Source organism: Mesorhizobium sp. BAC0120, assembly GCF_033542235.1.
Classification (GTDB): Bacteria; Pseudomonadota; Alphaproteobacteria; order Rhizobiales; family Rhizobiaceae; genus JAWRCU01.
On the sequence record NZ_JAWRCU010000021.1, the window covers coordinates 73,674 to 96,661 of the forward strand.

Below are 22,988 nucleotides of genomic sequence, written 5' to 3' on the forward strand. Positions count from 1 at the left end.
GCATGGATTCAGGACCGCAGGGAGGAACAAAACATGCAGTCTGACGACCAAATGCCAGCCTATCTGTCGCGACGTAGCTTGCTGCAGGCGGGCGCCGCCCTTGCCGGCAGCGTTGCCCTGCCCGCTTCGTTCACTCGCCGGGCATTCGCCGCCGACGACAAGCCCGCGATCGGTACATGGCCGGCCGGCTCGGAGGGTGACACCGTATACATTGGCGCCGCCGTGCCGCTTACCGGTCCTTATGCGGTGCAAGGTGCGGACGAGCTCAAGGGCTGGCAGCTTGCGGTCGAGCACATCAACAACGGCCACGAACTGATGAAGGCGTTTGCGCCGAAGCTCGACAAGGGGCTGCTCGGAAAGAAGGTGGAATTGCTGTCCGCCGACAGCGCGGCGAAGCCCAATCAGGCTGTCGAGGCCGAACAGAACTTCATCAACAAGAACAAGATCATCCTGATGACGGGCTCGACCTCGTCCGCGGTCGCCGTTGCGCTCAACAAATTCGCCCAGCGCGAAAAGATCCTGTACCTCGCAGGGATTTCCGGCTCGAACGACACGACCGGCAAGGACTGCGTGCGCTATGGCTTCCGCCAGAACTTCTATGGCCAGACCGCGGCCAACGCGATCGGTCCGATCCTGGTGAAGACCTATGGCAAGGGCAAGAAGGCGGCATTCATGACGCCGGACTATACCTACGGCCACACCGTTACGAAATCGGTGAACGACTACCTGACCTCGGAGGGTGGCTGGGAGATGGTGACGAACCAGGTATCGCCGCTCGGGACGCAGGACTTCAGCCAGTATCTGACGAACATCGCCAATTCGGGCGCTGAGTTCATCGTCAACGTGAACTGGGGCCGTGATGCCGTGCTGTCGATCCAGCAGGCCAAGCAATTCGGCCTGACGCCTCAGATGAAGATGGTCATCCCCTACCAGATCCCGTTCCTCGCCAAGGAAGTGGGTCCTGAACTGACTGCCGGCGTTTTCGCCGCCACGGATTTCTGGTGGACGCTCGAGGACAGGTATCCGCTCGCCAAGCAGTTCGTCGAGGCGTTCCAGCAGAAGTTCAAGGACCGGCCCGAATGGGGTGCCGAAAACTCCTACGTCAGCTTTGCCCATTGGGCGCGCATGGTATCGGAGGCCGGCAGCTTCTATCCGCCTGACGTGATCAAGCAGTATGAGAAGGGCGAGACGCTTCCTTCCCTCGTCGGCGACGTGCACTATCGCCCGGAAGATCACCAGTGTGTCCGCCCGGTCGTCATCGTCCAGGGCAAGGACCCCAAGGACATGAAGAACAACGAGGATTATTGGAACGTGATCGAGGTGGTCGAGGGCGCTCCGCTCATGCAGAAGCCCGACGCGTTCGGCTGCAGCCTCGGCGACTATACCTGACATCCGTCCCTGGCCTTCTCCGCTCAAATGCGGAGAAGGCTTTCCGATTTGGCCTTGGCCGGGTCCATGACATGCGAAGGCGCCCTTTGCGGCCGGCAGTCAGGCGGACTGGGTTCTCCCCGGCAAAACTGCCAAGGTCTGGCGGAGCAGATGACGCGGCAGATGCTTCACATTCGAGGCGGGCAAAGTGATCAATTGGGCAAACTTCATTTCGCAATGCTTTAACGGGCTCGTGCTCGGCGCGCTTCTGGCGCTGATCGCCTCCGGCCTGACGATCATCTATGGCACGCTCGGCGTGTTGAACCTCGCACATGGCGCCATGTTCATGCTCGGCGGCTATGCCGGCTGGGTGGCCTACACCTATTCTGGCTCGTTCCTGGCAGCCGTAGTCGCGGGCTCGCTATTCGTGATGGTTGTCGGCGTGCTGATGGAACGGGTGATCATCCGCCATTTCTACAGGCGACCGCACGAGGACCAGCTTCTGGTTACTTTTGGTCTCGGCATCGTCTTCGTCGAGACGGTCCGCTTCTTCTTCGGCAGCCTGTCGCAGACCGTTCCCCCGCCCGCAGCGCTGACCGGCATCACTCATCTCGGCTTCATGGTTTACCCGACCTACCGGCTGGCGTTGCTGGGTATAGTGGCCGTGGCGCTGCTGGCGCTCTATTTCGTGCTTTACCGCACTCGCATCGGCATGATCGTGCGGGCAGGCATCGAGGACTCGGTAATGGTCGATTCGCTGGGGATCGACGTCTACAGGATTTTCATGCTCGTCTTCGGCATTGGCTCCATGGCGGCAGGTTTTGCCGGCATCGTCAATGCTCCGGTGGTGTCGATCGCGCCCGATGTCGGCGAAGCGATCCTCGTCCAGACATTCGTGGTCGTGGTCATCGGCGGCGTCGGTTCCTTTCCCGGCGCCGTGATCGGCGGGCTCATCGCCGGAGAGATCATCAGCATCACCTCGATGTTCAACCCGGGTTATTCCTATGTCATGCTGTTCGTGGCGATGACGCTGGTCCTGGTGCTTCGCCCGCATGGGCTGCTTGGCACCGCAGGCCGCGAATAGACGCGGTCCGCCATGAACGTCAAACGTCCCCTTCTCGTCGAATTTCTGACGGCAGTGGCCCTGATCCTGGTGCCGTTCGTGCTGCCCCATTTCGGCTTCTCGCCAAGCACGATCAATCGCATTCTCATCTGGGGTCTGTTCGGCATCGGCTTCGATATCCTGTTCGGCTACACCGGCTTGCTGTCGTTCGGCCAGTCGGCTTTTTACGGCACCGGCGGCATGTTTGCCGCCTATCTGCTGACCCAGACGGATTTCTCCTATGTTATGGCCGCCATCGTCATCGGCGCAGCCGTGGCGGGTATCGTCGGCTATGTGATCGGCCTGATCGCGCTGAGGCGCACGGGCATCTATTTCGCCATGATCACGGTGGCGATCGCCGAAGTCTTCTTCTTCGTCGAGTTCAATCCGCTGTCGGCCTACACCGGCGGAGAGAACGGACTGCCCGGAGTGCCCACACCGGTTCTCAACCTCGGCTTCACCGTGCTCGAATTCAATACCGACTGGACGATGTATTCGTTCCTCGCGTTCTGGTATTTCATCGGCATCGTGGTAGCCCTGCGCATCGTGCGATCGCCGGTCGGCTCGATCCTTTCGGCGATCCGCGATAACCCGCTCCGCGCTGCAGCACTCGGCCACAACATTCACGGCTACAAGCTGACCGCCTTCGTCGTGGCGGCGATCTATGCAGGCTTCGCCGGCGGCCTGCTTGGCGTCATGCAGGGCTTCATGCCGCCGGAAGCCTTCATGTTCGAGACCTCCGGCCAGGTCGTCATGCAGACGGCGATTGGCGGGGCCGGCACCCTTTTTGGTCCGCTGCTGGGGGCCACGGTGTGGCTCTATCTCAGCGACTTCTTCCAGAACGCGCTCCATCTCGGGGCCACCTGGAAGCTAGTGCTGGGTGTCGTCTTCGTCCTGCTGGTATGCTTCCTCAGGCGCGGCATCGTCGGCGCGATCGTCGATCTATATGGGCTGGCGACCGGCGGCCGCAAAGCCGTCGAGCCGGACCAGACAGCGGCCGCCCCTTCGCGCTTCGAGCAGGCCGCCATCGCACCGATGCCGGCACGCCGCCGCGGCGGTCATCCCCGCGCCGGACCGATCCTGCAGGCAACCGGCCTCAGCAAACGTTATGGCGGTCTGGTCGCCAACAGCCACATCGATTTCACGATCGACCATGGCGAGACGCGTGGCATCATCGGGCCGAACGGCGCGGGAAAGACCACCTTCTTCAAGATGCTCACCTGCGAGATCGCGCCGAGCTCGGGCAAGATTGTCTTCGAGGGCCGCGACATCACCGGAATGGGCATCACCGATGTTTGCCAGCTCGGCCTGACCAAGAGCTACCAGATCAACCAGCTCTTCGATCGTCTCACAGTAAGGCGTAACCTGATGATCGCCGCGCTCGGCGAGACCCGCGGCAAGTTCAGGCTCGACCTGTTCAGGAGCCTCTCCAGCGTCCCCGGCCTCGACGAGCAAGTCGAGCGTACCGCCGCGCTGGTAAACCTGACGGCGCGGCTGGACAGGCCGGTTTCGGAACTGGCCTATGGCGAGAAGCGGCGGCTGGAAATCGGGCTGGCGCTCGCCACCTCGCCGAGCTTGCTTCTGCTGGACGAGCCGCTGGCCGGGATGAGCCCGCGCGAGCGCGCCGAGACCGTGGCTCTGCTCAAATCGATCGGGCGCGGGCGCACGATGATCATCATCGACCATGACATGGATTCGCTCTTCGAACTGGTCGAGCGCGTCACTGTTCTGCATGAAGGGCGCGTGCTGGTCGAAGGCACGCCGGACGAGATCAAGGGCAACACCAAAGTGCAGGAAGCCTATCTGGGCGGCGTGCGCGGCGTGTTGGCAGCCGAATGAGCCTGCTCGAAGTCACCGGCCTCAACGCCCACTACGGCGACAGCCATATCCTGTTCGACGTTGCGTTGCGGGTCGACCGCAGCGAGGTCGTGGCGCTGCTCGGCCGCAACGGCGCGGGCAAGAGCACGACACTGAAGAGCCTGATGGGCGTGGTGAAGCCAAGCAGCGGATCGATCGTATTCGACGGCAAGCGGATCGCCGGCAGCAAGAGCCACGTCATCGCCCGCCACGGCATGCAGCTCGTCCACGAGGACCGCCGCATCTTCGGGAGCCTCGACGTCGAGGAAAACCTTATTCTCGCCGGACTGACTGCTGAGGGCCGCTGGCCGCTGGAGCGCATCTACGAAATGTTCCCGCGGCTGAAGGAACGGCGCAGGAGCCGCGGCACCGATCTGTCCGGTGGCGAGCAGCAGATGCTGGCCATCGGGCGTGCGCTTGTGCGCGATCCGAAAATAATCCTGCTCGATGAGCCTTTCGAAGGGCTCGCGCCGGTCATCGTGCAGGATCTTGTCGAAACCTGCCGCGAACTGGCCGAGGCTGGCCAGACCATCGTGCTGGTGGAGCAGAACATCGCTGCCGCGCTGACGCTTGCCAAACGTGCCTACATCATCAACAACGGCCACGTCGTCCACGAAGGCCCAACCAGCGAAATCAGGACCAGGCCGGAACTCCTGGAGCGCTATCTTGGTATCTAGCCCAGGACAAGGCTTCCTGCATGGGCGGCCTTGGGAGCGCGGACATTGGACAGCGTTACCGTCTCACTATTCCTTCTCCTCGCCGTCGTCTTGAGTGGAGTCCTGGCGAGACTTTCTCCAGTCGCCCTGCCATTGCCACTGGTCCAGATTGGCTTGGGCGCCGCCATTGCAGGCGTTACAGGCTCCAGGATCGCGATCGAGCCGACCACCTTCTTCCTCTTGTTTTTGCCTCCGCTCCTGTTCCTCGATGGATGGCGCATACCCAAGGAGGGTCTTTTCCACGACAAGGAGACGATCCTTGAGCTGGCGTTCGGGTTAGTCGTCTTCACGGTCCTGGGCCTAGGGCTTGCCATCCACTGGTTGATTCCGTCGATGCCGCTGGCTGTCGCCTTTGCCCTCGCCGCAATCCTGTCCCCGACGGATCCGGTGGCGGTGTCGGCAATCTCGGCGCGTGTTCCTATTCCGAAGCGGCTGATGCACATCCTCGAGGGGGAATCCCTACTCAACGATGCCTCCGGGCTCGTCTCCATGCAGTTTGCCGTCGCGGCCGCCCTCACCGGCACGTTTTCCCTGAGCGAGGCATTCGCGACCTTCCTGTGGCTTGCGCTAGGTGGTGTCGCGATAGGGATTGGCGTCACCTGGGCGGTCACAAACGTCAGGGACTATGTCTCGCGAAAGCTCGGAGAGGACACTGCCTCGCAGATCCTCATCAGCCTCCTGATCCCGTTCGGGGCCTACCTTGTTGCCGAGCATCTGCATTGCTCAGGTATTCTGGCTGCCGTCGCAGCCGGCATTGCAATGAGCTATGCAGAGCAAAAGGGGCAAGCTCTCGCGGTCACCCGGGTGCGCAGCACCGCCGTCTGGGATACTGTCCAGTTTACCCTGAACGGCATTATGTTCGTTTTGTTGGGAGAGCAGCTGCCGAACATCGTTTCGGGCGCAGCGGATATCGTGAGACAAACCGGGCACCACGAACCGGCATGGCTTGTGATCTATGTGATCGCGATCAATGTCGCCCTGGCCGCTCTTCGCCTTGGCTGGGTCTGGGTGTCGCTCAGATTTACGCTGTTTCGCGCGGCAATGAGGGGCCAGACGATAAGAAAGCCCAGCTGGCGTCTGGTCGTGGCGACCTCGGTTGCCGGCGTGAGGGGAGCAATTACGCTTGCAGGCATTCTGACACTTCCCTTGACGATGTATGACGGCACGCCGTTTCCGGCGCGCGACCTGGCCATCTTCCTGGCTGGCGGCGTCATCGTGGTTTCCCTCGTGGCCGCCAGCATAGGCCTGCCGTTTCTCCTGAAAAACCTCGAACTGCCGCCGGAGTCGTCCAGTCGGCAGCAGGAGGATGCAGCCCGGATCGCAGCGGCCGAAGCCGCGATCAAGGCCATCGAGTCGCTGCAGCACAAGATGGGAGAAGGGCGCAGCGATGCCGACCTCTATTCAGACATTGGCGGCCGGCTGATGGAGCTCTATCGTCGGCGCATCAAGGACGCTTGAAGACAGGTGACGAGGCCGATCAGGTGAGAACGATCGAAGAAGTCGAACGTCGCCTGCGATTGGCGGCCATACGCGCTGAGCGGGATGAACTGTATCGGCTCGGGCGCAGCCGCAAGATATCCGACGACATCCAGCGCAAGCTCGTGCGGGAAGTCGATCTTCTCGAGGCACGATACGGCTCTGCAGGATGACATAACCCAGGAGAGGTGCAGACTAACTCCATGGAGGGAAGCTGGCTCATAAGAGTATGGCATTCGTTCTCGACTGCTGGGCTTCTCCTGGCAACGCTGTTCTTTGCCGCCTCGCTGACGCCATCTCTCCTTCCCCGGACCTACCTGACGCAAGGGATCCTCTCAGGATGCTCTCTGACAGCCGGGTATGGCTTGGGCGTCTTCGGGCAGTGGCTCTGGACCTACATGGAGCTGCCGAAGCCCGGGGGCAGCGTCTTGCGTGTTGTCAAACTCGTGCTCGCAGCCATCTGCACCTTCGTGGCGGTCGCCTTTCTGTGGCAGGCGGCGCATTGGCAGAATTCGATCCGCATACTCATGGGGCTCGATCCAGTCGCGAGCGCTGAGCCGCTCGAGATCGGCCTGATCGCGCTCGCGACTTTCGCGGTGCTGATCGTGCTGGCGAGGGTATTCAGGCTGACGCTCGCCTTCATATCGAGGAGGGTCAACCGCTTCTTGCCGGGGAGAGTGGCCAATGTTGTCGGCCTCTTCGCAGCGGTCATGTTGTTCTGGTCGGTCATCACCGGCGTTCTGTTCCGGGTCGCTTTGCATCTCGCGGACTCGTCATTCCAGGAATTCGATGCCCTGATCGAGCCCGAAAACCAGCAGCCGACCGACGCCTCCAGGACCGGCAGCCACGCCTCCCTGCTCAAATGGGACGAATTGGGGCGAGCCGGACGGGAGTTCATCTCGTCGGGGCCGACGAGCGGGGACATAAGTGCTTTCGCTGGCAGGCAAGCGCTCGAACCCATTCGCGTCTATGTCGGGCTGCGATCGGCTGAAAGCGTTGAAGAGCGCGCGAGGCTCGCGCTCGAAGAACTGAAGCGCGTCGCAGCGTTCGAGCGTTCCGTGCTCGTCGTAGTGACGCCAACCGGGACCGGTTGGGTCGATCCGGCGGCGATGGACAGTCTGGAATATCTGCGCAACGGCGACGTGGCCAGCGTCGCGCTCCAATACTCTTACCTCTCAAGCTGGCTTTCCCTGCTCCTAGAGCCGGGCTACGGCGCCGATGCCGCGCGTGCATTGTTCAAAGAGGTTTACGGCTACTGGAGCATCCTTCCGAGGGACCACCGCCCGAAACTCTATCTGCATGGCGTTAGCCTCGGCGCGATGAATTCCGAGCTGTCGACAGACCTGGTCGAGCTCCTCGGCGATCCCATCAGCGGCGCGCTGTGGAGCGGTCCGCCTTACGCGAGCCGGCTCTGGCGGTGGACCACAGCCAACCGCAATCCGGGCTCGCCGGCCTGGTTGCCGCTGTTTCGGGACGGGTCATTCGTCCGCTTCATGAACCAATACGGTGTCGCCGCGAGCCCAGGCTCGCAGTGGGGACCGATGCGCATCCTCTATCTCCAGTATGCGAGCGACCCGGTAACCTTCTTCGGCTATCGCTATGCCTACCGCGAACCGGATTGGATGAGGCCTCCACGCGGTCCGGACGTATCGCCTGAGATGCGTTGGTATCCGATCGTGACAATGCTTCAGCTCCTGGTCGACATATCGATGGCACTGGGCGCTCCGATCGGTCACGGCCATGTCTTTGCCCCGGAGCACTACATCGATGGCTGGGTCGAGGTGACGGATATCCGAGACTGGTCTCCCCAAGAGCTTGCTCGACTGAAGAAATATCTCGCCGGCCGGCTGTGAGGGGTGGCACGGGGCGCGGCGCTGGTGCCCCCCTCCCCCTTGTGGGGAGGGATTCAGGGTGGGGGTGCGACGCGCGCCAGTTCAAGCCGAGGTGCCGCCTGCTTCAGCTAATCTTGCAAGGTAATCGCGAGGCACCCCCACCCTGAATCCCTCCCCACAAGGGGGAGGGGGTCACCGGCGCCGCGCCTTCCAGATGCAATTGCCCTGCCCTCATTGCCGCGAGGAGGATGACGACCACGCAATTGCGCGCTACTCTTTGTGCACTGCACAAGCTCAGAAGCAGCAAGGCCATGCCGGCAACTCGGAAGCCAATGCAGAAGCGCCCGCTGCGCGTCGACCTTGCTCTTCAAGGCGGCGGCGCCCATGGCGCCTTTACCTGGGGCGTGCTCGATCGGCTCTTGCAGGAATCATGGCTCACGATCGAGGGCATCTCCGGCACTTCGGCCGGGGCGATGAATGGGGCCGTCATGGCACATGGCTTCGCCGCCAGCGGCGCCGCAGGTGCTCGTGAGGCCCTGGAGGCATTCTGGCGCAAGGTTTCGGAGGCTGCGCGCTTCAGCCCTTTCCAACGCAGCCCCCTGGATGTCCTGCTCGGCCGCTGGACGCTCGACAACTCGCCCCTTTTCGTGGGGATGGACATGATGGCGCGTGTATTCTCGCCTTACGATGTCAATCCTGCCGGCGCCAACCCGCTGCGCGCCATACTGGCTCAGATTGTCGATTTCGGGCGGCTTCCGGACGGTCCGATCAAGCTGTTCGTGACGGTCACGAATGTCCGCACCGGCCGCGGCCGCGTGTTCCGTAACGGCGAATTGAGCCCTGACGTGCTGCTTGCTTCCGCATGCCTGCCGACGCTGTTCCAGGCAGTCGAGATCGACGGTGAAGCCTATTGGGACGGCGGCTACGCCGGCAACCCGACGATCACGCCGCTCATCCGGGAATGCAAGTCCCAGGACACCATCCTCGTGCAGATCAACCCGGTCGAGAGGCCGGGCACGCCTCGGTCCGCGCGCGAGATCCTCAACCGTATCAACGAGGTCTCCTTCAATGCCGTCCTTTTGAAGGAGCTCAGGATGATCGCCTTGCTTCGAAAGCTGGCGCAGGTGGACGATGACGAAGGTGCACGCTGGGCAGCGATGCGCATCCACCGGATCGCCAGCGACGCCATGACCGACCTCGGTTACTCCTCGAAGCTCAACGCGGAATGGAAGTTCCTCACCATGCTGCGCGACGAGGGGCGCTCCTCTGCCGCCGCATTCCTTGACACGCATGGCGACGATCTCGGCCGCCGCTCGTCGCTCGATCTCAACAGCTTGCTGGAAGGAGTCTGACATTTGGGGCTCCTTGGCATTCTGATCGGGCTCGGGCTGCTGGTCTGGCTCGCCTTCCGCGGCTGGAGCGTGCTTCTCTTGGCGCCGCTCGGCGCCATCATTGCCGCTCTCTTTGCCGGCGAGCCGGTGCTGGCGCATTGGACGCAGACCTTCATGAACAGCGCCGCTGATTTCCTCGCCCGCTTCTTTCCGCTGTTCCTGCTCGGCGCACTTTTCGGCAAGCTGATGGAGGACAGCGGTTCGGTGACTGCCATTGCCGATTTCATGATGCGGCGGCTCGGAAAAGCCCACGCCATCCTCGCCGTCGTCATCGCCGGCGCGCTGGTCACCTATGGCGGCGTCAGCCTCTTCGTCGCCTTCTTCGTGCTTGCGCCGATGGCGCAGGAGCTGTTCCGGTCGGCCGGCATTCCGCGCCGTCTGATGCCTGCCACGATCGTGCTCGGAACCTCCACCTTCACCATGTCGGCATTGCCGGGAACGCCATCGATCCAGAATGCCATCCCGATGCCGTTCTTCGGCACGACGCCATTTGCAGCGCCGGGCCTCGGCCTCGTCGCTTCGGCGATCATGCTTTGCTTCGGCCTATGGTGGCTTAGTCGCGCCGCGGCGGCTGCCCGCAGATCCGGCGAAGGCTTCGGAGAAGGCACGCCCGCGACAGCCGAACGTCTCGGCTCCGACGACCGGCTGCGCGAACGCGCCACCGCCGGCAGGGAGTTCGACCCGGCCGAAATTGCGCATGGCCGGCAAGCCGAAGCTCAGCCGCCTGTCATCCTTGCGGTGCTGCCGCTCGCCGTCGTCGTCCTCGTCAATCTCGGCATGACGATGCTCATCCTGCCGGCGCTCGATCTCGGCTTTCTTTCGCAAGACCGATGGGGCGGGCTGTCACTGTCCGACGTCGGAGGCGTATGGGCTGTGGTGACGGCGCTGGCTGCCGCGATAGCGACCGTGCTCGCCTTGAATTTCCGGCGACTGCCCACCTTGCGCGAGACAATCGACGCCGGCGCCAACGCCTCCGTGCTTCCCGCGCTCGCCGTGGCGAGCCTGGTAGGATTTGGAGCGGTCGTTGCGGCGATGCCCGCCTTCGAGATGGTACGCAACTGGGTACTCGGTATCGGTGGAGGACCGCTCGTTTCGATCGCGGTGGCCACCAACATCCTGGCGGCGCTCACGGGCTCCGCCTCCGGCGGTCTCACCATCGCCCTCGACGCGCTTGGCAGTACATACCTGATGCGTGCCCAGGAGACAGGCCTCGACCCTGCGCTGTTGCACCGTGTCGCCGTCATCGCGGCCGGCACGCTGGACACGCTGCCCCACAACGGCGCTGTCGTTACCTTGCTCGCCGTTTGTGGCTCGACGCATAGGGAAAGCTATGGCGATATCGTCGTAGCCGGCATCATCGGCCCGATCGTTGCATTGATCGTAGTGATCTTGTTGGGGACGATGCTCGGCTCGTTTTGATGTGCAGGCGGAGCGGAAGGCGCAGTGAACAGCCGGAGTCGCTTACCCCACCGCAAATCGCTGACGGCAGTTGGGTCTATCGGACAGCTCGGCGGGACAGCGCCCCCCTCTGTCCTGCCGGACATCTCCCCCGCAAGGGGGGAGATTGGACGGCCGCTTTGATTTCGCCACCATGCGACGTCGGCGATTGGCGAAATCCCCGATGACAGCCAATCTCCCCCCTTGCGGGGGAGATGTCCGGCAGGACAGAGGGGGGCGCGAAGCGCGCTGGCTCATCCGTAGTTTGCGCCGAGACGGGTAAGGTCTGCAGGGCGCGATGTTGCCCGAGAGAGCGCTCTGGTAAAAGCAGAAGGGTTCTACCTCCCCGACTTCGTGCGACTCGGACCTTGCCACGTGAGGAAATCAAAATCGCAGCCCTGCGTCGCCGGCAGAACGCTTTCGCGGTAGAGCCTGGCGTACCCACGCTCGGCCGCGGCCTGGCCGGCCGGCGCGGCAGGCTGCCGTCGAGCAAGCTCGTCTGGGGGCACCAGCAGGTCGATGCGCTTTTGCGATGCCGACAGCCGGATCCGATCGCCGTCGCGCACGAGGGCCAGCGGACCGCCGAGATCGGCCTCCGGCGTGACGTGCAGCACGACCGTGCCGAAGGCGGTCCCGCTCATGCGAGCATCCGAGATGCGCACCATGTCCTTCACTCCCTGGCGGGCCAGCTTCTTCGGGATCGGCAAATAACCTGCCTCCGGCATTCCCGAGGGGCTGCGCGGCCCGGCGTTCTGCAGGACGAGGATATCGTCGGGGGTGACGTCGAGCTCCGGGTCGTCGATGCGGTTGGCGAGGTCTTCCAGCGAGGAAAACACCACGGCGCGGCCTTCATGCTCCAGCAGCGCCGGTGTGGCAGCCGCACGCTTCAGGATGGCGCCGGAGGGGGCCAGTGTTCCCGAGAGAGCGATGAGCCCGCCGACCGGGCTTATCGGCATCTCGGCAGGACGGATGACGCTCGTGTCGATCGGGTCTTCCGGTGGGCGGGCCAGGCGCTCGGCGAGCGGTGCTCCCGTAACGTCGATGCATTCGCCGTTCAACTTTCCGGGGATGGCGCGCAGCACCCCATCGAGTCCGCCGGCAGCGTGAAAATCCTCCATGTAGCCTGATCCGACCGGCTTCAGGTCCACCAGAACCGGCGTTTCGTCGCTCAACCTGTTGAAGCGGTCGAGATCGATCTCGATACCAAGCCGCCCGGCGATCGCAGTGAGATGAATGACCGCATTGGTCGACCCCGAGACGGCAAGCAGCACGCGCAAGGCATTCTCGACCGATTGGCGCGTGATCAGCTTGTCCGGGAGCGGCCCGCCCGAAATTGCCATGCGCGCGGCCAGCGCACCGGTTTCTTCGGAGGCGCGCAGGCGATCGGCATGCACCGCCGGTATCGCGGCCGTGCCGGGGAGCATCATGCCGAGCGTCTCGGCAAGCAGCGCCATCGTGCTCGCCGTCCCCATCACAGCGCAGGTGCCGGCGGTCACGGCCAGCCGGCCTTCGACCTGATTGATCTCGGCTTCATCAATCGTCCCGGCGCGATAGTTCGCCCAGAAGCGGCGGCAGTCGGTGCAGGCGCCGACGCGCTCGCCGCGATGGCGGCCGGTCAGTATCGGGCCGGCGACGACCAGTGCCGCCGGCTTTCCCGCAGACGCCGCCCCCATCAGCAGCGCCGGCACGGTCTTGTCGCAGCCGCCCATCAGCACCACCGAGTCCATCGGCTGGGCGCGGATCATCTCCTCGACCGTCATCGCCATCAGGTTGCGGTAGACCAGCGAAGTCGGGCTGAGAAACACCTCGCCCAGCGAGATGACGGGGAAAACGATCGGCAAGGCCCCTTCGGCGAGCACGCCGCGCTTCACCGCCTCCAGCATCTCTGGAAAATGCCGATGGCAATTGTTGAAGCCGCTCTCGGTGTAGCAGATGCCGACGATCGGCTTGTCCAGCGCCTTGTCGGTGTACCCCATCGACTTGGCGAAGGACCGGCGCAGATAGCGCGCGAATTCCTTGTCGCCGTAATTGGTGACCCCGTTGTCGAGGCCAAAGGGCCGGTTAGGCATGCGCTCCTCCGCGGACCAGCTTGTGACGGAGATATTTGGGCGTGAGATAGTCGAGAATCCCCAGGCTGCCGCCGTCGGGGGCCTGGGTGCATTCACCGCCGATCAGCATCCGAATGCCTCGTACATGATCGTCCTCGATCTCTCGCGGGCTTGCGGTTGCCGGTCGCTGTACTAACAATGTTGTAACCAACGCCGCAAGCCGCTATATTGCGAGGAGGAGTAAAGAGGCCGTCATGATCAGCGCAGTCAAGAAGTTCGGACACTCCGCCGGCGTTATCATCCCCAAGCCGCTCCTGGCGGAATTCGGCGCTCAGGCGGGCGATAATATCGAATTGCGCGTCGAGGCGGGCAAGATCGTCATCGAGCGTATCGATACGCCCCCGCGCAAGGGCTGGGCGGATGACGCGCGCCGGCTGGCAGCCGAGGGCGATGACGAGCCGGCCTGGCCCGACTTCGCCAATGACGAGGACGCAAAGTTGACATGGTAAAGCGCGGCGACGTCTGGCTCGCCGCGCTTGATCCGACGGTAGGCAGTGAAATCCAGAAGACGCGGCCATGTGTGATCGTGTCACCGCCGGAAATCCATGACCATCTGCGCACGGTGATCGCTGCGCCGATGACATCGGGCAGCCGCCAGGCGGGTTTCCGGGTGCCGGTCCGGTTCAACGGTGTCGAGGGACTGATCCTTCTCGAACAGTCCCGCGCCCTGGACAAGCGCAGGCTGGTCAAGCACCTCGGAGAGGTGCCCGACGCCGTACTGAAGCGGGTGCTGCGCACGTTGCGCGAAATGTATGCGGAATAAAGCGATGGGGGCGCTGGCCGCTTGGCACTCACCCTCTCTTCATTAGAGCCTACTGACAGGGAAAGTTTGGCGCACCGCAAATTTGGCGCAGGGGACAGTTTACTTTTTTCCGCAGAAAGTCCGTGGCGCTTCAGAAGCTGGCGCAAGCGGAAAAAAGTAAACTGTCCCCGGCACTTCCCTGCTTCCCTATGTGCACACCCATTCGCGGATCTTGCACTCGTTCTTGTCGGCACCGCATTGGCTTGTCGCCTTTTCCTCCGCTTCGCGGCGGGTCGTGGCGGATGCGGCGCCCCAGAATGACTCGCCTGCAGGGGCGGTCTTCCCGACCGAGAGGGCCGCGCAATGCTGGTAGGGAAACCCGGTGTCGTCGTCATCGTCCCAATGCCGGTGGTTGCGGAATACTTCTACCACCTTGCAGGCTTCGCCCTTGGCATGCTCGCAATGTTTGAGCGCGATCTCCTCCGCTTCCTTCCTTTTGTCCGCGCCCCAGAAGAAGCCGTGCTTGCCGTCCGTGGGCGAGAAGGCGATCGCCCCCCAGATACCCCTCTCCTCGTTCGGCGGAGGCTCAGGGACCTCCGAACGCATGAGATCGGCGGCGCGGCTGGCGAGCGGGAGACTCGCGAGAACCACAAGCAACAAGGTCGCAAGGCTGGAGCGGCATGCGTTCAAGCAGGAACGCCACACCGCTCTATCTCCTTTGGGCATCGGATTTGCCCGAAAACCGCTATGCACTTTTCGGTCCGATGCGTTACGGCCGGCAGTCATGTTCATGCTCCATGCTGTTGGTCTTCCCCATCGCATCACGAGGCCTTGGTCCTCATCCGCCCATGCGTGCCACGGAGACGACAATGCAGGTATTGCCCTCAGGAACCAGCAGGGCCTGGCCTCCATTGTCGGCGAGATTGAAAAGTGTCGAGGCGGCAAGCGTGTCTGCCAGAACGCTGCCCTTCGGGAGAGTTGCGGCGACTTCCTGGCAGGACTTCCGGAACGGGGCCACCCGCACGAATCCGCCCTCGCAACCCTTCCCGAGGGGCGAGGCAAAGACGACACCTGCCGCCTGCGCCTTGTAATCCGGAAGGTCGTAGGTCATGCCGGCCACGGCTTGCATGGAGTGCGCATCAGGCGCCGAATTGTCCCATTGCGTCTGCACGGCGTAGGTTGAGCCGGCCGTCACGGCCTGCCCGAGCGCGGCGAAAACGTTGGCGCAGGTGCGTACGCCAGCCTGGTCCGCATGCTTTCCAAAGGGCGTATCGCCTGCCGCAGGCGCATTGTCGGCGGTCTTCTGCGATTGGGCGGAAGCGTCGCCCGCAACGAGGTTTCCGAGAGCCGGAAAAGCACGCAGCGAAAGCACCACCCCTCCGGCGACGAGAACGACGAGCAAGCCGGCCAGCCCGATGTTTCGAAGCATCCGCCGCGCGGGCTGCGGTGCAGGCACAGCACTCGCGGACGGCGCCTCCCGTTCTATGCCGGGCAGGCGCATCAAAGTTCTGTCGCGGATGGATTGACGGGTCGCTTCGGTCATTTCGAAGGTCTCGCTAGTTGATCGCGGATAGGGCAGCCTTGAGGCCCTTCAAGGGTGCGTCGAGGCCAACCGTCGCTCCCGAAGGCATCGAATAGGAAATCTGCGCTGTGGCTTCCTTGCCGATCTCCTCTCGAAGGATCGGGCCGACCGGCACGTAGCCGATGCAAACCGACCCGTCGCAGCCCTCCAGCTTGACGCCGACGGGCTTTTCGCGACCGGCAAATTTCAGAAAAATGCTGCTTCCCGCGCCGATCCCGGCCGGCGCCCGCAATATCATGAAGGGCTTGCCGCTTTCGTCGGCGGCGAGCGACCAGCTGAAGACCGGCGCCTGGCTCTCGTCGACGAAGGACTGGCTGATATTGCAGACTTTCCTCTTCGCCTGAAGGTTCTCGTCGCAGATCAGGTTCCAGTTCTCGAAAGGCTGGATCATGCGCCGATAATTGCCGAGCGCCACGCCTTGCGGCAGCACGATGTCAGAAGGCTTGATCCTGTAAGGCTGAGCCTCCTGGCCGGCGGCCGGAAGGCCGCCGGCCAGGAGCGCACAGGCCGCCGCAAAATGGTGGAATTGCCCCCTCCACCGCCTTCGGCGGTCCCCGCTACCGATGATCGGGAGAGGATCATGTTTGCCTTCTGTTGTCAGGTTGGCGCTGCCCCTCACCCTTACCCTCTCCCCGTAAAGAGACAGGGAGAGGGGGACGTCAGCGTCGCGGCTAAGCTCCCGCCTGCTCAAATGCCTGAACAGGCGGAGGCGGAGAAGCGCCAACGTCGGTGCCCCCCTCTCCCCGTCCTTCACGGGGAGAGGGTAAGGGTGAGGGGCAGCGCCTACGTCAAACGCTTGAGCGCCCCTCCACCTCCGCCGCATCTCGAACATGGACTCCAACTCTCGCCGAGACCTCAGTTCAAGGTCAGGCTCAGACCTGCACCGACGCCCCACTTCCCATCCGTGGTCGTGCCCGACAGGTTGGCGCGGACGCGGCCGCTTTCGCTGGTGTAGCCGGCGCCGAACGCAAAGGCGCCCTCGTCCTGCCAATAGCCGCCGCCGACGGCCACGCTGAGCTTGCCGGGCCGGTCGTCGTAGCGCAGCGACGCTGCGGCGAGGCCGACTGCAGCCGCCTGGTGAGCTTCACTGCGAATTCCGTCCAGATCCATGTTGAGCTGGGCGAACTTGCTGTCGGTATAGGCATTGGCCGTCTGGAGCGTGGTGCCCGCCACCTTGTCGGTATAGCTCTTCGACTCTGTCAGCGTGTTCTGAAGCTGCGTGACGTTGACAGCATCCGTGGGTGCCTTGCCCTCGGCGACATTGTGGATCACGACAGGCGCGTTCACATCGCCGCCGACGAGCGTTATCGCGTTCGACTTCGAGCCGTCCACGTTCTTGTTGTACTGCACGGCAAACTCGGTGAGGTCGCCGACACCCGTCTCCAGGTTTTCGATTGCCTGGTTGGTGGCGTGGAGCTGGCTGCCGTTGATGGCGTCGGTCGAGGTCTCGCTGATCCGCCCCGCCGCCACATTGGTGATGGTGCGTTCATTGCCGACACTGCCCACGCTCACCGTGCTCGTCGGGTTCGCGCCGGCGAAGGCGTAGTCCACGCCCTTGATCGTGACGCCGGTGGTCGCCACCGCCGCCGCGGTCGTCGAGCCCGCGCCGAGAGCGACGCTGCCCGGCTCGTTGGCCGTTGCGCCGGCGCCGACGGCCGTCGCCTGGATTCCATTCGAGGTCGAGCCCGTGCCGAGCGCGATGCCATCGGCGAGGTTGACCGTGGAATTCTGGCCGATTGCGATGCCGCCGGGCGCCGTCTGTTGCACGATGGCGTGGTTGCCCATGCCGATACCGTTGTCGCCGTTGACGGTAGTCTGAGGACCGATCGCCACCGATTCCGCGCCGACGGCCGCAGAATCCGAGGCCGACGAGTTGGCGTGGAAATATTTGGTGCCCGTCACCGCAAACGAGCTCAGCGCCCCCTTCAACTGCCTGAGCGACACCGCGTCCTGATCCTCCGTGCCATCGGCAAGATTGGTGATCTGGCGGTAGTGCGTGGCATCGCCCACGGAGACGGCGCCGAGCAGGGCGAGGTCTGTGGTGTTGTAGGGAATGATGCCGGTGCCGGAGATGATGCTGCCGGAGACGGGAGCGATCGGCCGATCCGAGACCGAGCCGGAGCCCAGCGCCACGCCGCCTTCTATGGTGACGTTGCTGCCTCGGCCGAGCGCGAGCGAGCTGTCGGCCACGGCGGTCGCCTGATAGCCGACGGCGGTGGAGCCGATCCCTTGCGCGAAGGAGTCGGTGACCGGCAGCGTCCGGTCATTGGTGCGCACATAGCGGATGCCGTCGCCATTGGCATCGGTGTAGGCCGTGGACGTATCCCCGGCGATGTTGTTGATGGTGTCGCCGATATTGGTCAGGCTGCTGTCGAGATTGGCGATGTCGGTCGTGTTCTGCGTCACCTGCTGGTTCGTCGCGAAGAGCTGCGAGCCGTTGACGGCATCGGTTGACGTGCCGCTCAACTGTCCGGCCGCCACATTCTGGATCTGCCGCTCTGCGCCCACCCGGCCGACCGAGAACGCACCACCAGCCGGCGTCGCACCCGCGAAGGTGTAGGTTGCGCCACCGATGACGGCGCTGCCGACCGCAGTTGTCGGGCCGGAAACCGAGTTCAAGCCGATCGCGACGTCGCCGGCATTGTTGGCGACCGCATTGGGGCCGATGGCGACCGAATCCGTGCCGGCGGCTACCGAATCCGGCAGCGTCGAATTGGCATGGAAATACTTGATGCCGCCGCCGGTCGTGATGTTGTTCACGGTCGTGTTCAGTATGCCGACCGCCTGGTTGGTCGCGAAGAGCTGCGAACCGTTGATCGCGTCGGTCGAGGTCCCGCTGATCCGGCCTGCGGCTACGTTCTGTATCTGGCGCGGCGCGGCGGCGGAACCGACGCTCACGACATCGCCCGCCGCCGGCGCGCCGCCCGCGAAGGTGTAGGTCGCGCCGCCGATGACGACATTGGGCGCCGGCACGGCGGCCGAGACCGACGAGCCATTGCCGAGCACCACTGCGCCATCTAACCCGGTGGCGACCGTTACGCCGCTACCGACCACGAAGGCGTTGTTAGCGTTGATAGTGTTGTTGTTGCCGAGCGAATAGGAGCCCGAGCCGGTGATGGTGCTCGGGTCACCGATGGCGGCGGAATTCGCGCCGCTGACGATATTGCCGGCGCCGATGCTGATGCTGTTTGCACCTGTGGCCTGCGCGCCGGTGCCGATCGCCACAGCATCCGCCGCACCGGCCACCGCATTGTTGCCCATCGCTATGGTGCCGATATCAGTCCCCTGCGCCCCCGACCCCATCGCAACGGAGGCGGTTCCACTTGACACGGCCGCATTGCCCATCGCCAGGGCGAAGTCGCCCGAGGCATTGGCTGAGCGGCCGAACGCTGCTGAGCTTAACCCTGTAGCATTGGAGCTCACCCCCACAGCACTGGCGCCGTTGCCAGCCGCGATGCTTTGACGTCCGATCGCGATGCTATCAACTTGCGATGCAGTCACATCCGTACCGATAGCGATCGCGCTCTGTGCGAGAGCACCCGTTCCCACAGCAGTGCGCGATCCGAGATAGACGGAATTCAACCCGGACGCGGTCGAGCCGAAGCCCATCGCAACGGCGTTGTCTGCGGACCCGTTTGCGTTGAGGCCGATCGATGTTGTCGCATTAGCAGTTACGCCAATACCGGCGTTGGTGCCGATCGCGATATTGTCGCTGCCCGTCACCAGGTTGCCAGCCGAGGCCTGGAGTGTACCGTCATAGGTAACGCTGCCGTCGCCGGTTCCGAGCGCGACATTGCGGGTACCTGTGACACCTGAACCGGCACCTCGCATAACGCTCGCGATGCCTCCGCCCATGGCAGTGTTCTGCGCGCCGCTTACGAGCGTGCCGGCTGCAATACCCATCGCAACAGAGCCGGAATTCCCAGTGGTTGAACCAGCCCCGGCGCCTTGTCCAACGGCAACCGTGCTGTCGCCGACAGCCCGCGCTTGCGCCCCGAGCGCGAGCGCGCTGTTACCCTGCGCGACGGCGAAATTTCCGAATGCGCTGGTGGCGATATTTGTCGCCCGCGCGCCGCGACCGACTGCCGTCGCGTAGTCCATGGTCGCTTGCGCGCCAGAGCCCACCGCCAGGGAGTCGGCCCCGCTCGCTGTAACGGACCAACCTAACGCCGTCGCGTGCAGGTTGGTCGCTGTTGCAACGCGGCCGATGGCTATAGCGCTGTCAAGGTTGGTGCCAGCGACGCCGGCGACGGAGCCGACGCCTATCACTATGGCGTTGTCGCCGTGACTGGCGCTCGAGTAGCCGAGCGTCAAGGCATTAGCGCCTGTCGAGGTCGAGGTAGCCCCGATGACGATCGGCCCGTGGAACCCCGCTGCCGGCGCATACGCTGTCGGATCGGTCACATCGCCGCTTGCTTGGCACCCGACCACGATCGCGGCATAGGCGTTCGGCCCAATGGTGGTGGCGCATCCGGCCTCATTCGCGCCGATCGCGATGGCCCCCACGGTTGGGGAAGCAACCGTCGCGCCACCCAGCGCGTCATTTGCGCCAGCAGGACTGGTAAACAAGCCGAGCGAACCGATTGCGATCAGGCCGCCCAAACGAGCGACGCCACTGGCGCCGAGCGCCCCAAGCCCCAGCCGATCGCGCTTCATGCCGAGCGAGCGATGCGCCATGCGCAGCGCCGCCATCAAGCGACGCCGGAGCGGACGGCTGTCGGCCGCGCCGAAAACCCAGTTTCCGGCGAAGCGGGCCGGCCTGCGCTGGGCGATTGTCAGCTGGGAGATCGTGCTTTGCCTGGACGTCATGGGATAAGTACCTCCTCACCCGCATTGCGGTCGACCGCGGCAGGTTCCGCCGATGCCGCCGTCGATGAATGTTTGCTTGAAAATGGAATGACGCGCGCGGCACCAGCGCCGCGCTCGGCGAGCTCATGGCCGTGCTTGCTGCCGATCGCCTCGACGCGTTCGAGCGCGCTCAGGAACCAGGCGTCGCCATCCTCCGGCACGGCGTCCAGCGCGGCTGCGGCGCGAGCGGGGGGAATCGCCGATTCGAGGGAGGCCTGGATCGCCGCCAGTTGAATGTCCGGGGCGTCGTCCGCGAAGATCACCGCCGTCAGCCCGAACAGATAGGTCGCGAGCAGCACGTCGCGCTTCGACTCCGGCAGGCTCTCCCCGTATTGTCTGTCCAGGGCCTTCAATATCGACTGAACCCTGGAACAGATCTCCTGGGGAAAGGATTGCGCAGCCTCCACGGCCGGCGCACCGCTCACGACCGTTGCCCCTGGTACGCACCCGCGACGGCGAGGCAGTCGCCTACGAGGTCGAGCCCCACTCCGCCAGATGCGATTGTCCTGCCCCCGACGGCAGCGCTACCCGCCACCGCCCCGGCATATCTGAATTGTCCGGCAACACGCCGCGCTGCCGCCGACAGCGAAACGAGTTCATCCATGACTGGCCCCTCGACTTCACATCTTTCGATGGCCGAGCGCCTTTCGCTATTTACCCCACCCCATGCAGCCAGCCCTCACGGACCTGCCGCACCACCCAACGTTCAAAGCAAAAGCGGCTCGAAACACCGGATAGTCCGGCAGCCAGAAGGACAGAAACCCCGGGAGAGGTATTTCACGAATTTAGCTTCGTGTCAGAAACTTGCTGATTATGTGGCGACGGTCGAGGAGCCGTAACAATTTTGCCACATTTCTGCTCAATTTGGAGTTGCGGAAAAGCTTACGTTACAACTTTTGGGGCGTAGCTGTTCATAGTTCTTTAAACATTCGAATCATCCTAGCGCCTTGACCTGATTTCGGCGGGCGTGACGTGCCGATGTTTGGTCATCATGGCGGTCAGGTGGCTCTGGCTGGAGAATCCGCTGACATAGGCAATCTCTGCGATCGTCATATTGCTTTCGAGCAGCAGTTTTTCGGCGTGGCCAAGCCGCATGAGAAGTATGTAGCGGTGCGGCGGCTCTCCAAATCTCTTGGTGAAACCCCGAATGAAGTGAAACGGCGTCAGACCGGCCACGGCGGCAAGCTCGGCGATAGTAAGCTTGCGCTGGAAATTCTCGTTGAGATATTCCTGAATTGTGCGTGCACGCGCGCTGGAGAGCCCGCCCTTCATGTCCGCGGCCGGCTTGCCCGCTCCAGAATAATTCCTCAGCAAATGCATGCTGAAGACCGTCAGCAGCGAATCGACGGAAATCTCGCTCGGCGCCTCTTCGTCAGTCAGCTCCGCCTTCAGCAGCCTGGCAATGTTGAGCGCCCTGGGATCGACCGTTCCAAAGGCCGGCGGCCGAAGCTCCACATGGCCGAGATCGAATTCGCTCGCCGCCAGCTCGAGCAGCCTCTCGGGCCGCAGCGCGATGATCAGGGCTTCCCTGGTGCGAGACCATATCTTGCGGCCGTACACACCCATGGGATGGATGAATATGGACCCGGCCGACGCGTCGTAGGCGTGCAGCTTGTCGCTTCCCAATGCAGCCTGGTTTCCCGACACCGGAGCAAGCGTCACGGTTGCAAAATGGACTTCCGGTGTCAGCGCATGGGATCCAGGCTCGCGAAGGGAATAAATAGCCCCGCCCCGCGGGGTGACCAGGCGGGGCCCGGCGGATTCGGGAATGACGCCCAGAATATCTGAATTGGCGTCTGCTCGGTGACGCTGAGAGGCACGCTGCTGCAATTTTCCTGATCTTCCATCAGTTTCGACGCCGCCAAGCCAAGCAGGTGCCGACGCCCTCCCCTGCGTCGTAGCTCAAGGCCCGGTGAGAACTCTGCTCTCTCTCTGTGTCAACCAACGAAAGTCATGCTGGAGCGAAGAACTGCAGCGACTTCTGACGTTTTAGAGAAAGAAGGCGCGTTGCTTGCAGTGAAGCGAGCTGGTGCATTGGGGTCCTCGTCGTTTGAATGACTATCTGATGGCTGAGGAACTGACGCCGCTTACGCACAACCGCGGGGCCCCGCAAAAGGTCCCGCCCTGCCGCGCAACTGCCGGTGCAGTTCCCAACCAGAGATAGTGCCGCAGTGTCAGCTACGCACAGTATCGAGCTGCCGTATTTCATGAAATTTGCAGCATATCGAGAAATTGCTGAGGTCTGCCGCAGGGACAATTTTAATCCAATCGCCCACTGGAGAACCCCTCATCCGACCGCTTCGCGGCCACCTTCTCCCACAAGGGGAGAAGGGGGAGCCTGGCATCGAAGTCGCCGCGAATCCGCGACGGAGGAGATTTGCAGAGACGAAAATCGCAGCGCGCCCCTTCTCCCCTTGTGGGAGAAGCGCAACCATTAGCGGGCGAGATGCTGTTGGGGTGCTTTTCTTATCCATGGAGTGCCGCGCTCGACGACGGCATTGGCGAAGATCAGTAGCTTTCGGGCGCAGG

The 22,988-nt window shown here is 63.4% G+C and carries 17 protein-coding genes and 1 pseudogene; 10 read left to right on the forward strand and 8 right to left on the reverse strand.

Features of this window, described 5'->3' with window-relative positions:
• The first annotated feature begins 33 nt into the window (after positions 1 to 33).
• From SAZ10_RS29745 to SAZ10_RS29780, 8 genes and pseudogenes are all read left to right on the forward strand, one after another.
• Positions 34 to 1,389 (forward strand): substrate-binding protein, encoded by a 1,356-nt coding sequence (locus SAZ10_RS29745; protein WP_318613075.1) that lies wholly within the window; start codon positions 34 to 36, stop codon positions 1,387 to 1,389.
• A 187-nt stretch (positions 1,390 to 1,576) separates the two neighbouring features.
• Positions 1,577 to 2,452: a branched-chain amino acid ABC transporter permease gene (locus tag SAZ10_RS29750; protein ID WP_318613076.1), complete on the forward strand. Its 876-nt coding sequence runs from the start codon at positions 1,577 to 1,579 to the stop codon at positions 2,450 to 2,452.
• A 12-nt stretch (positions 2,453 to 2,464) separates the two neighbouring features.
• Positions 2,465 to 4,309, forward strand: coding sequence for a branched-chain amino acid ABC transporter ATP-binding protein/permease (locus SAZ10_RS29755; RefSeq protein WP_318613077.1), 1,845 nt, complete (start codon positions 2,465 to 2,467; stop codon positions 4,307 to 4,309).
• Positions 4,306 to 5,004: an ABC transporter ATP-binding protein gene (locus tag SAZ10_RS29760; RefSeq protein WP_318613078.1), complete on the forward strand. Its 699-nt coding sequence runs from the start codon at positions 4,306 to 4,308 to the stop codon at positions 5,002 to 5,004. Before SAZ10_RS29755 ends, SAZ10_RS29760 begins: the two co-directional genes overlap by 4 nt.
• A gap of 45 nt (positions 5,005 to 5,049) precedes the next feature.
• A pseudogene (locus SAZ10_RS29765) lies at positions 5,050 to 6,692 on the forward strand (Na+/H+ antiporter).
• Positions 6,693 to 6,722: 30 nt separating this feature from the next.
• Complete coding sequence (locus tag SAZ10_RS29770; RefSeq protein WP_318613094.1) at positions 6,723 to 8,372, forward strand: alpha/beta hydrolase; 1,650 nt, start codon at positions 6,723 to 6,725, stop codon at positions 8,370 to 8,372.
• 311 nt (positions 8,373 to 8,683) lie between these two features.
• Positions 8,684 to 9,703: a patatin-like phospholipase family protein gene (locus tag SAZ10_RS29775; RefSeq protein WP_318613079.1), complete on the forward strand. Its 1,020-nt coding sequence runs from the start codon at positions 8,684 to 8,686 to the stop codon at positions 9,701 to 9,703.
• 3 nt (positions 9,704 to 9,706) lie between these two features.
• Positions 9,707 to 11,161: a GntP family permease gene (locus SAZ10_RS29780; protein WP_318613080.1), complete on the forward strand. Its 1,455-nt coding sequence runs from the start codon at positions 9,707 to 9,709 to the stop codon at positions 11,159 to 11,161.
• Positions 11,162 to 11,517: 356 nt separating this feature from the next.
• On the opposite strand, the gene SAZ10_RS29785 is transcribed toward SAZ10_RS29780, so the two are convergent.
• Entirely contained in the window at positions 11,518 to 13,248 is a 1,731-nt protein-coding gene (locus SAZ10_RS29785) for a dihydroxy-acid dehydratase (RefSeq protein ID WP_318613081.1), read from the reverse strand.
• Between the two features lie 233 nt (positions 13,249 to 13,481).
• On the opposite strand from SAZ10_RS29785, the gene SAZ10_RS29790 reads away from it, so the two are divergent.
• Positions 13,482 to 13,736: an AbrB/MazE/SpoVT family DNA-binding domain-containing protein gene (locus SAZ10_RS29790; protein ID WP_318613082.1), complete on the forward strand. Its 255-nt coding sequence runs from the start codon at positions 13,482 to 13,484 to the stop codon at positions 13,734 to 13,736.
• Positions 13,730 to 14,050, forward strand: a complete 321-nt coding sequence (locus SAZ10_RS29795; protein ID WP_318613083.1) for a type II toxin-antitoxin system PemK/MazF family toxin — start codon at positions 13,730 to 13,732, stop codon at positions 14,048 to 14,050. The genes SAZ10_RS29790 and SAZ10_RS29795 overlap by 7 nt, the downstream gene beginning before the upstream one ends.
• 186 nt (positions 14,051 to 14,236) lie before the next feature.
• Here the strand turns inward: SAZ10_RS29795 and SAZ10_RS29800 are convergent, their stop codons facing one another.
• From SAZ10_RS29800 to SAZ10_RS29830, 7 genes are all read right to left on the reverse strand, one after another.
• Positions 14,237 to 14,635: a DUF4189 domain-containing protein gene (locus tag SAZ10_RS29800; RefSeq protein ID WP_318613095.1), complete on the reverse strand. Its 399-nt coding sequence runs from the start codon at positions 14,633 to 14,635 to the stop codon at positions 14,237 to 14,239.
• Between the two features lie 232 nt (positions 14,636 to 14,867).
• Positions 14,868 to 15,572, reverse strand: coding sequence for a hypothetical protein (locus SAZ10_RS29805; RefSeq protein WP_318613084.1), 705 nt, complete (start codon positions 15,570 to 15,572; stop codon positions 14,868 to 14,870).
• A 13-nt stretch (positions 15,573 to 15,585) separates the two neighbouring features.
• Positions 15,586 to 16,230, reverse strand: a complete 645-nt coding sequence (locus tag SAZ10_RS29810) for an invasion associated locus B family protein (protein WP_318613085.1) — start codon at positions 16,228 to 16,230, stop codon at positions 15,586 to 15,588.
• A gap of 236 nt (positions 16,231 to 16,466) precedes the next feature.
• Positions 16,467 to 20,420, reverse strand: coding sequence for a YadA-like family protein (locus SAZ10_RS29815; RefSeq protein WP_318613086.1), 3,954 nt, complete (start codon positions 20,418 to 20,420; stop codon positions 16,467 to 16,469).
• Positions 20,417 to 20,884 carry a hypothetical protein gene (locus SAZ10_RS29820; protein WP_318613087.1) on the reverse strand — a complete coding sequence of 156 codons (468 nt, stop codon included), beginning with the start codon at positions 20,882 to 20,884 and terminating at the stop codon, positions 20,417 to 20,419. Before SAZ10_RS29820 ends, SAZ10_RS29815 begins: the two co-directional genes overlap by 4 nt.
• Complete coding sequence (locus SAZ10_RS29825) at positions 20,881 to 21,063, reverse strand: hypothetical protein (protein ID WP_318613088.1); 183 nt, start codon at positions 21,061 to 21,063, stop codon at positions 20,881 to 20,883. Before SAZ10_RS29825 ends, SAZ10_RS29820 begins: the two co-directional genes overlap by 4 nt.
• 335 nt (positions 21,064 to 21,398) lie before the next feature.
• Positions 21,399 to 22,121, reverse strand: a complete 723-nt coding sequence (locus SAZ10_RS29830; protein WP_318613089.1) for an AraC family transcriptional regulator — start codon at positions 22,119 to 22,121, stop codon at positions 21,399 to 21,401.
• Between the last annotated feature and the right edge of the window lie 867 nt (positions 22,122 to 22,988).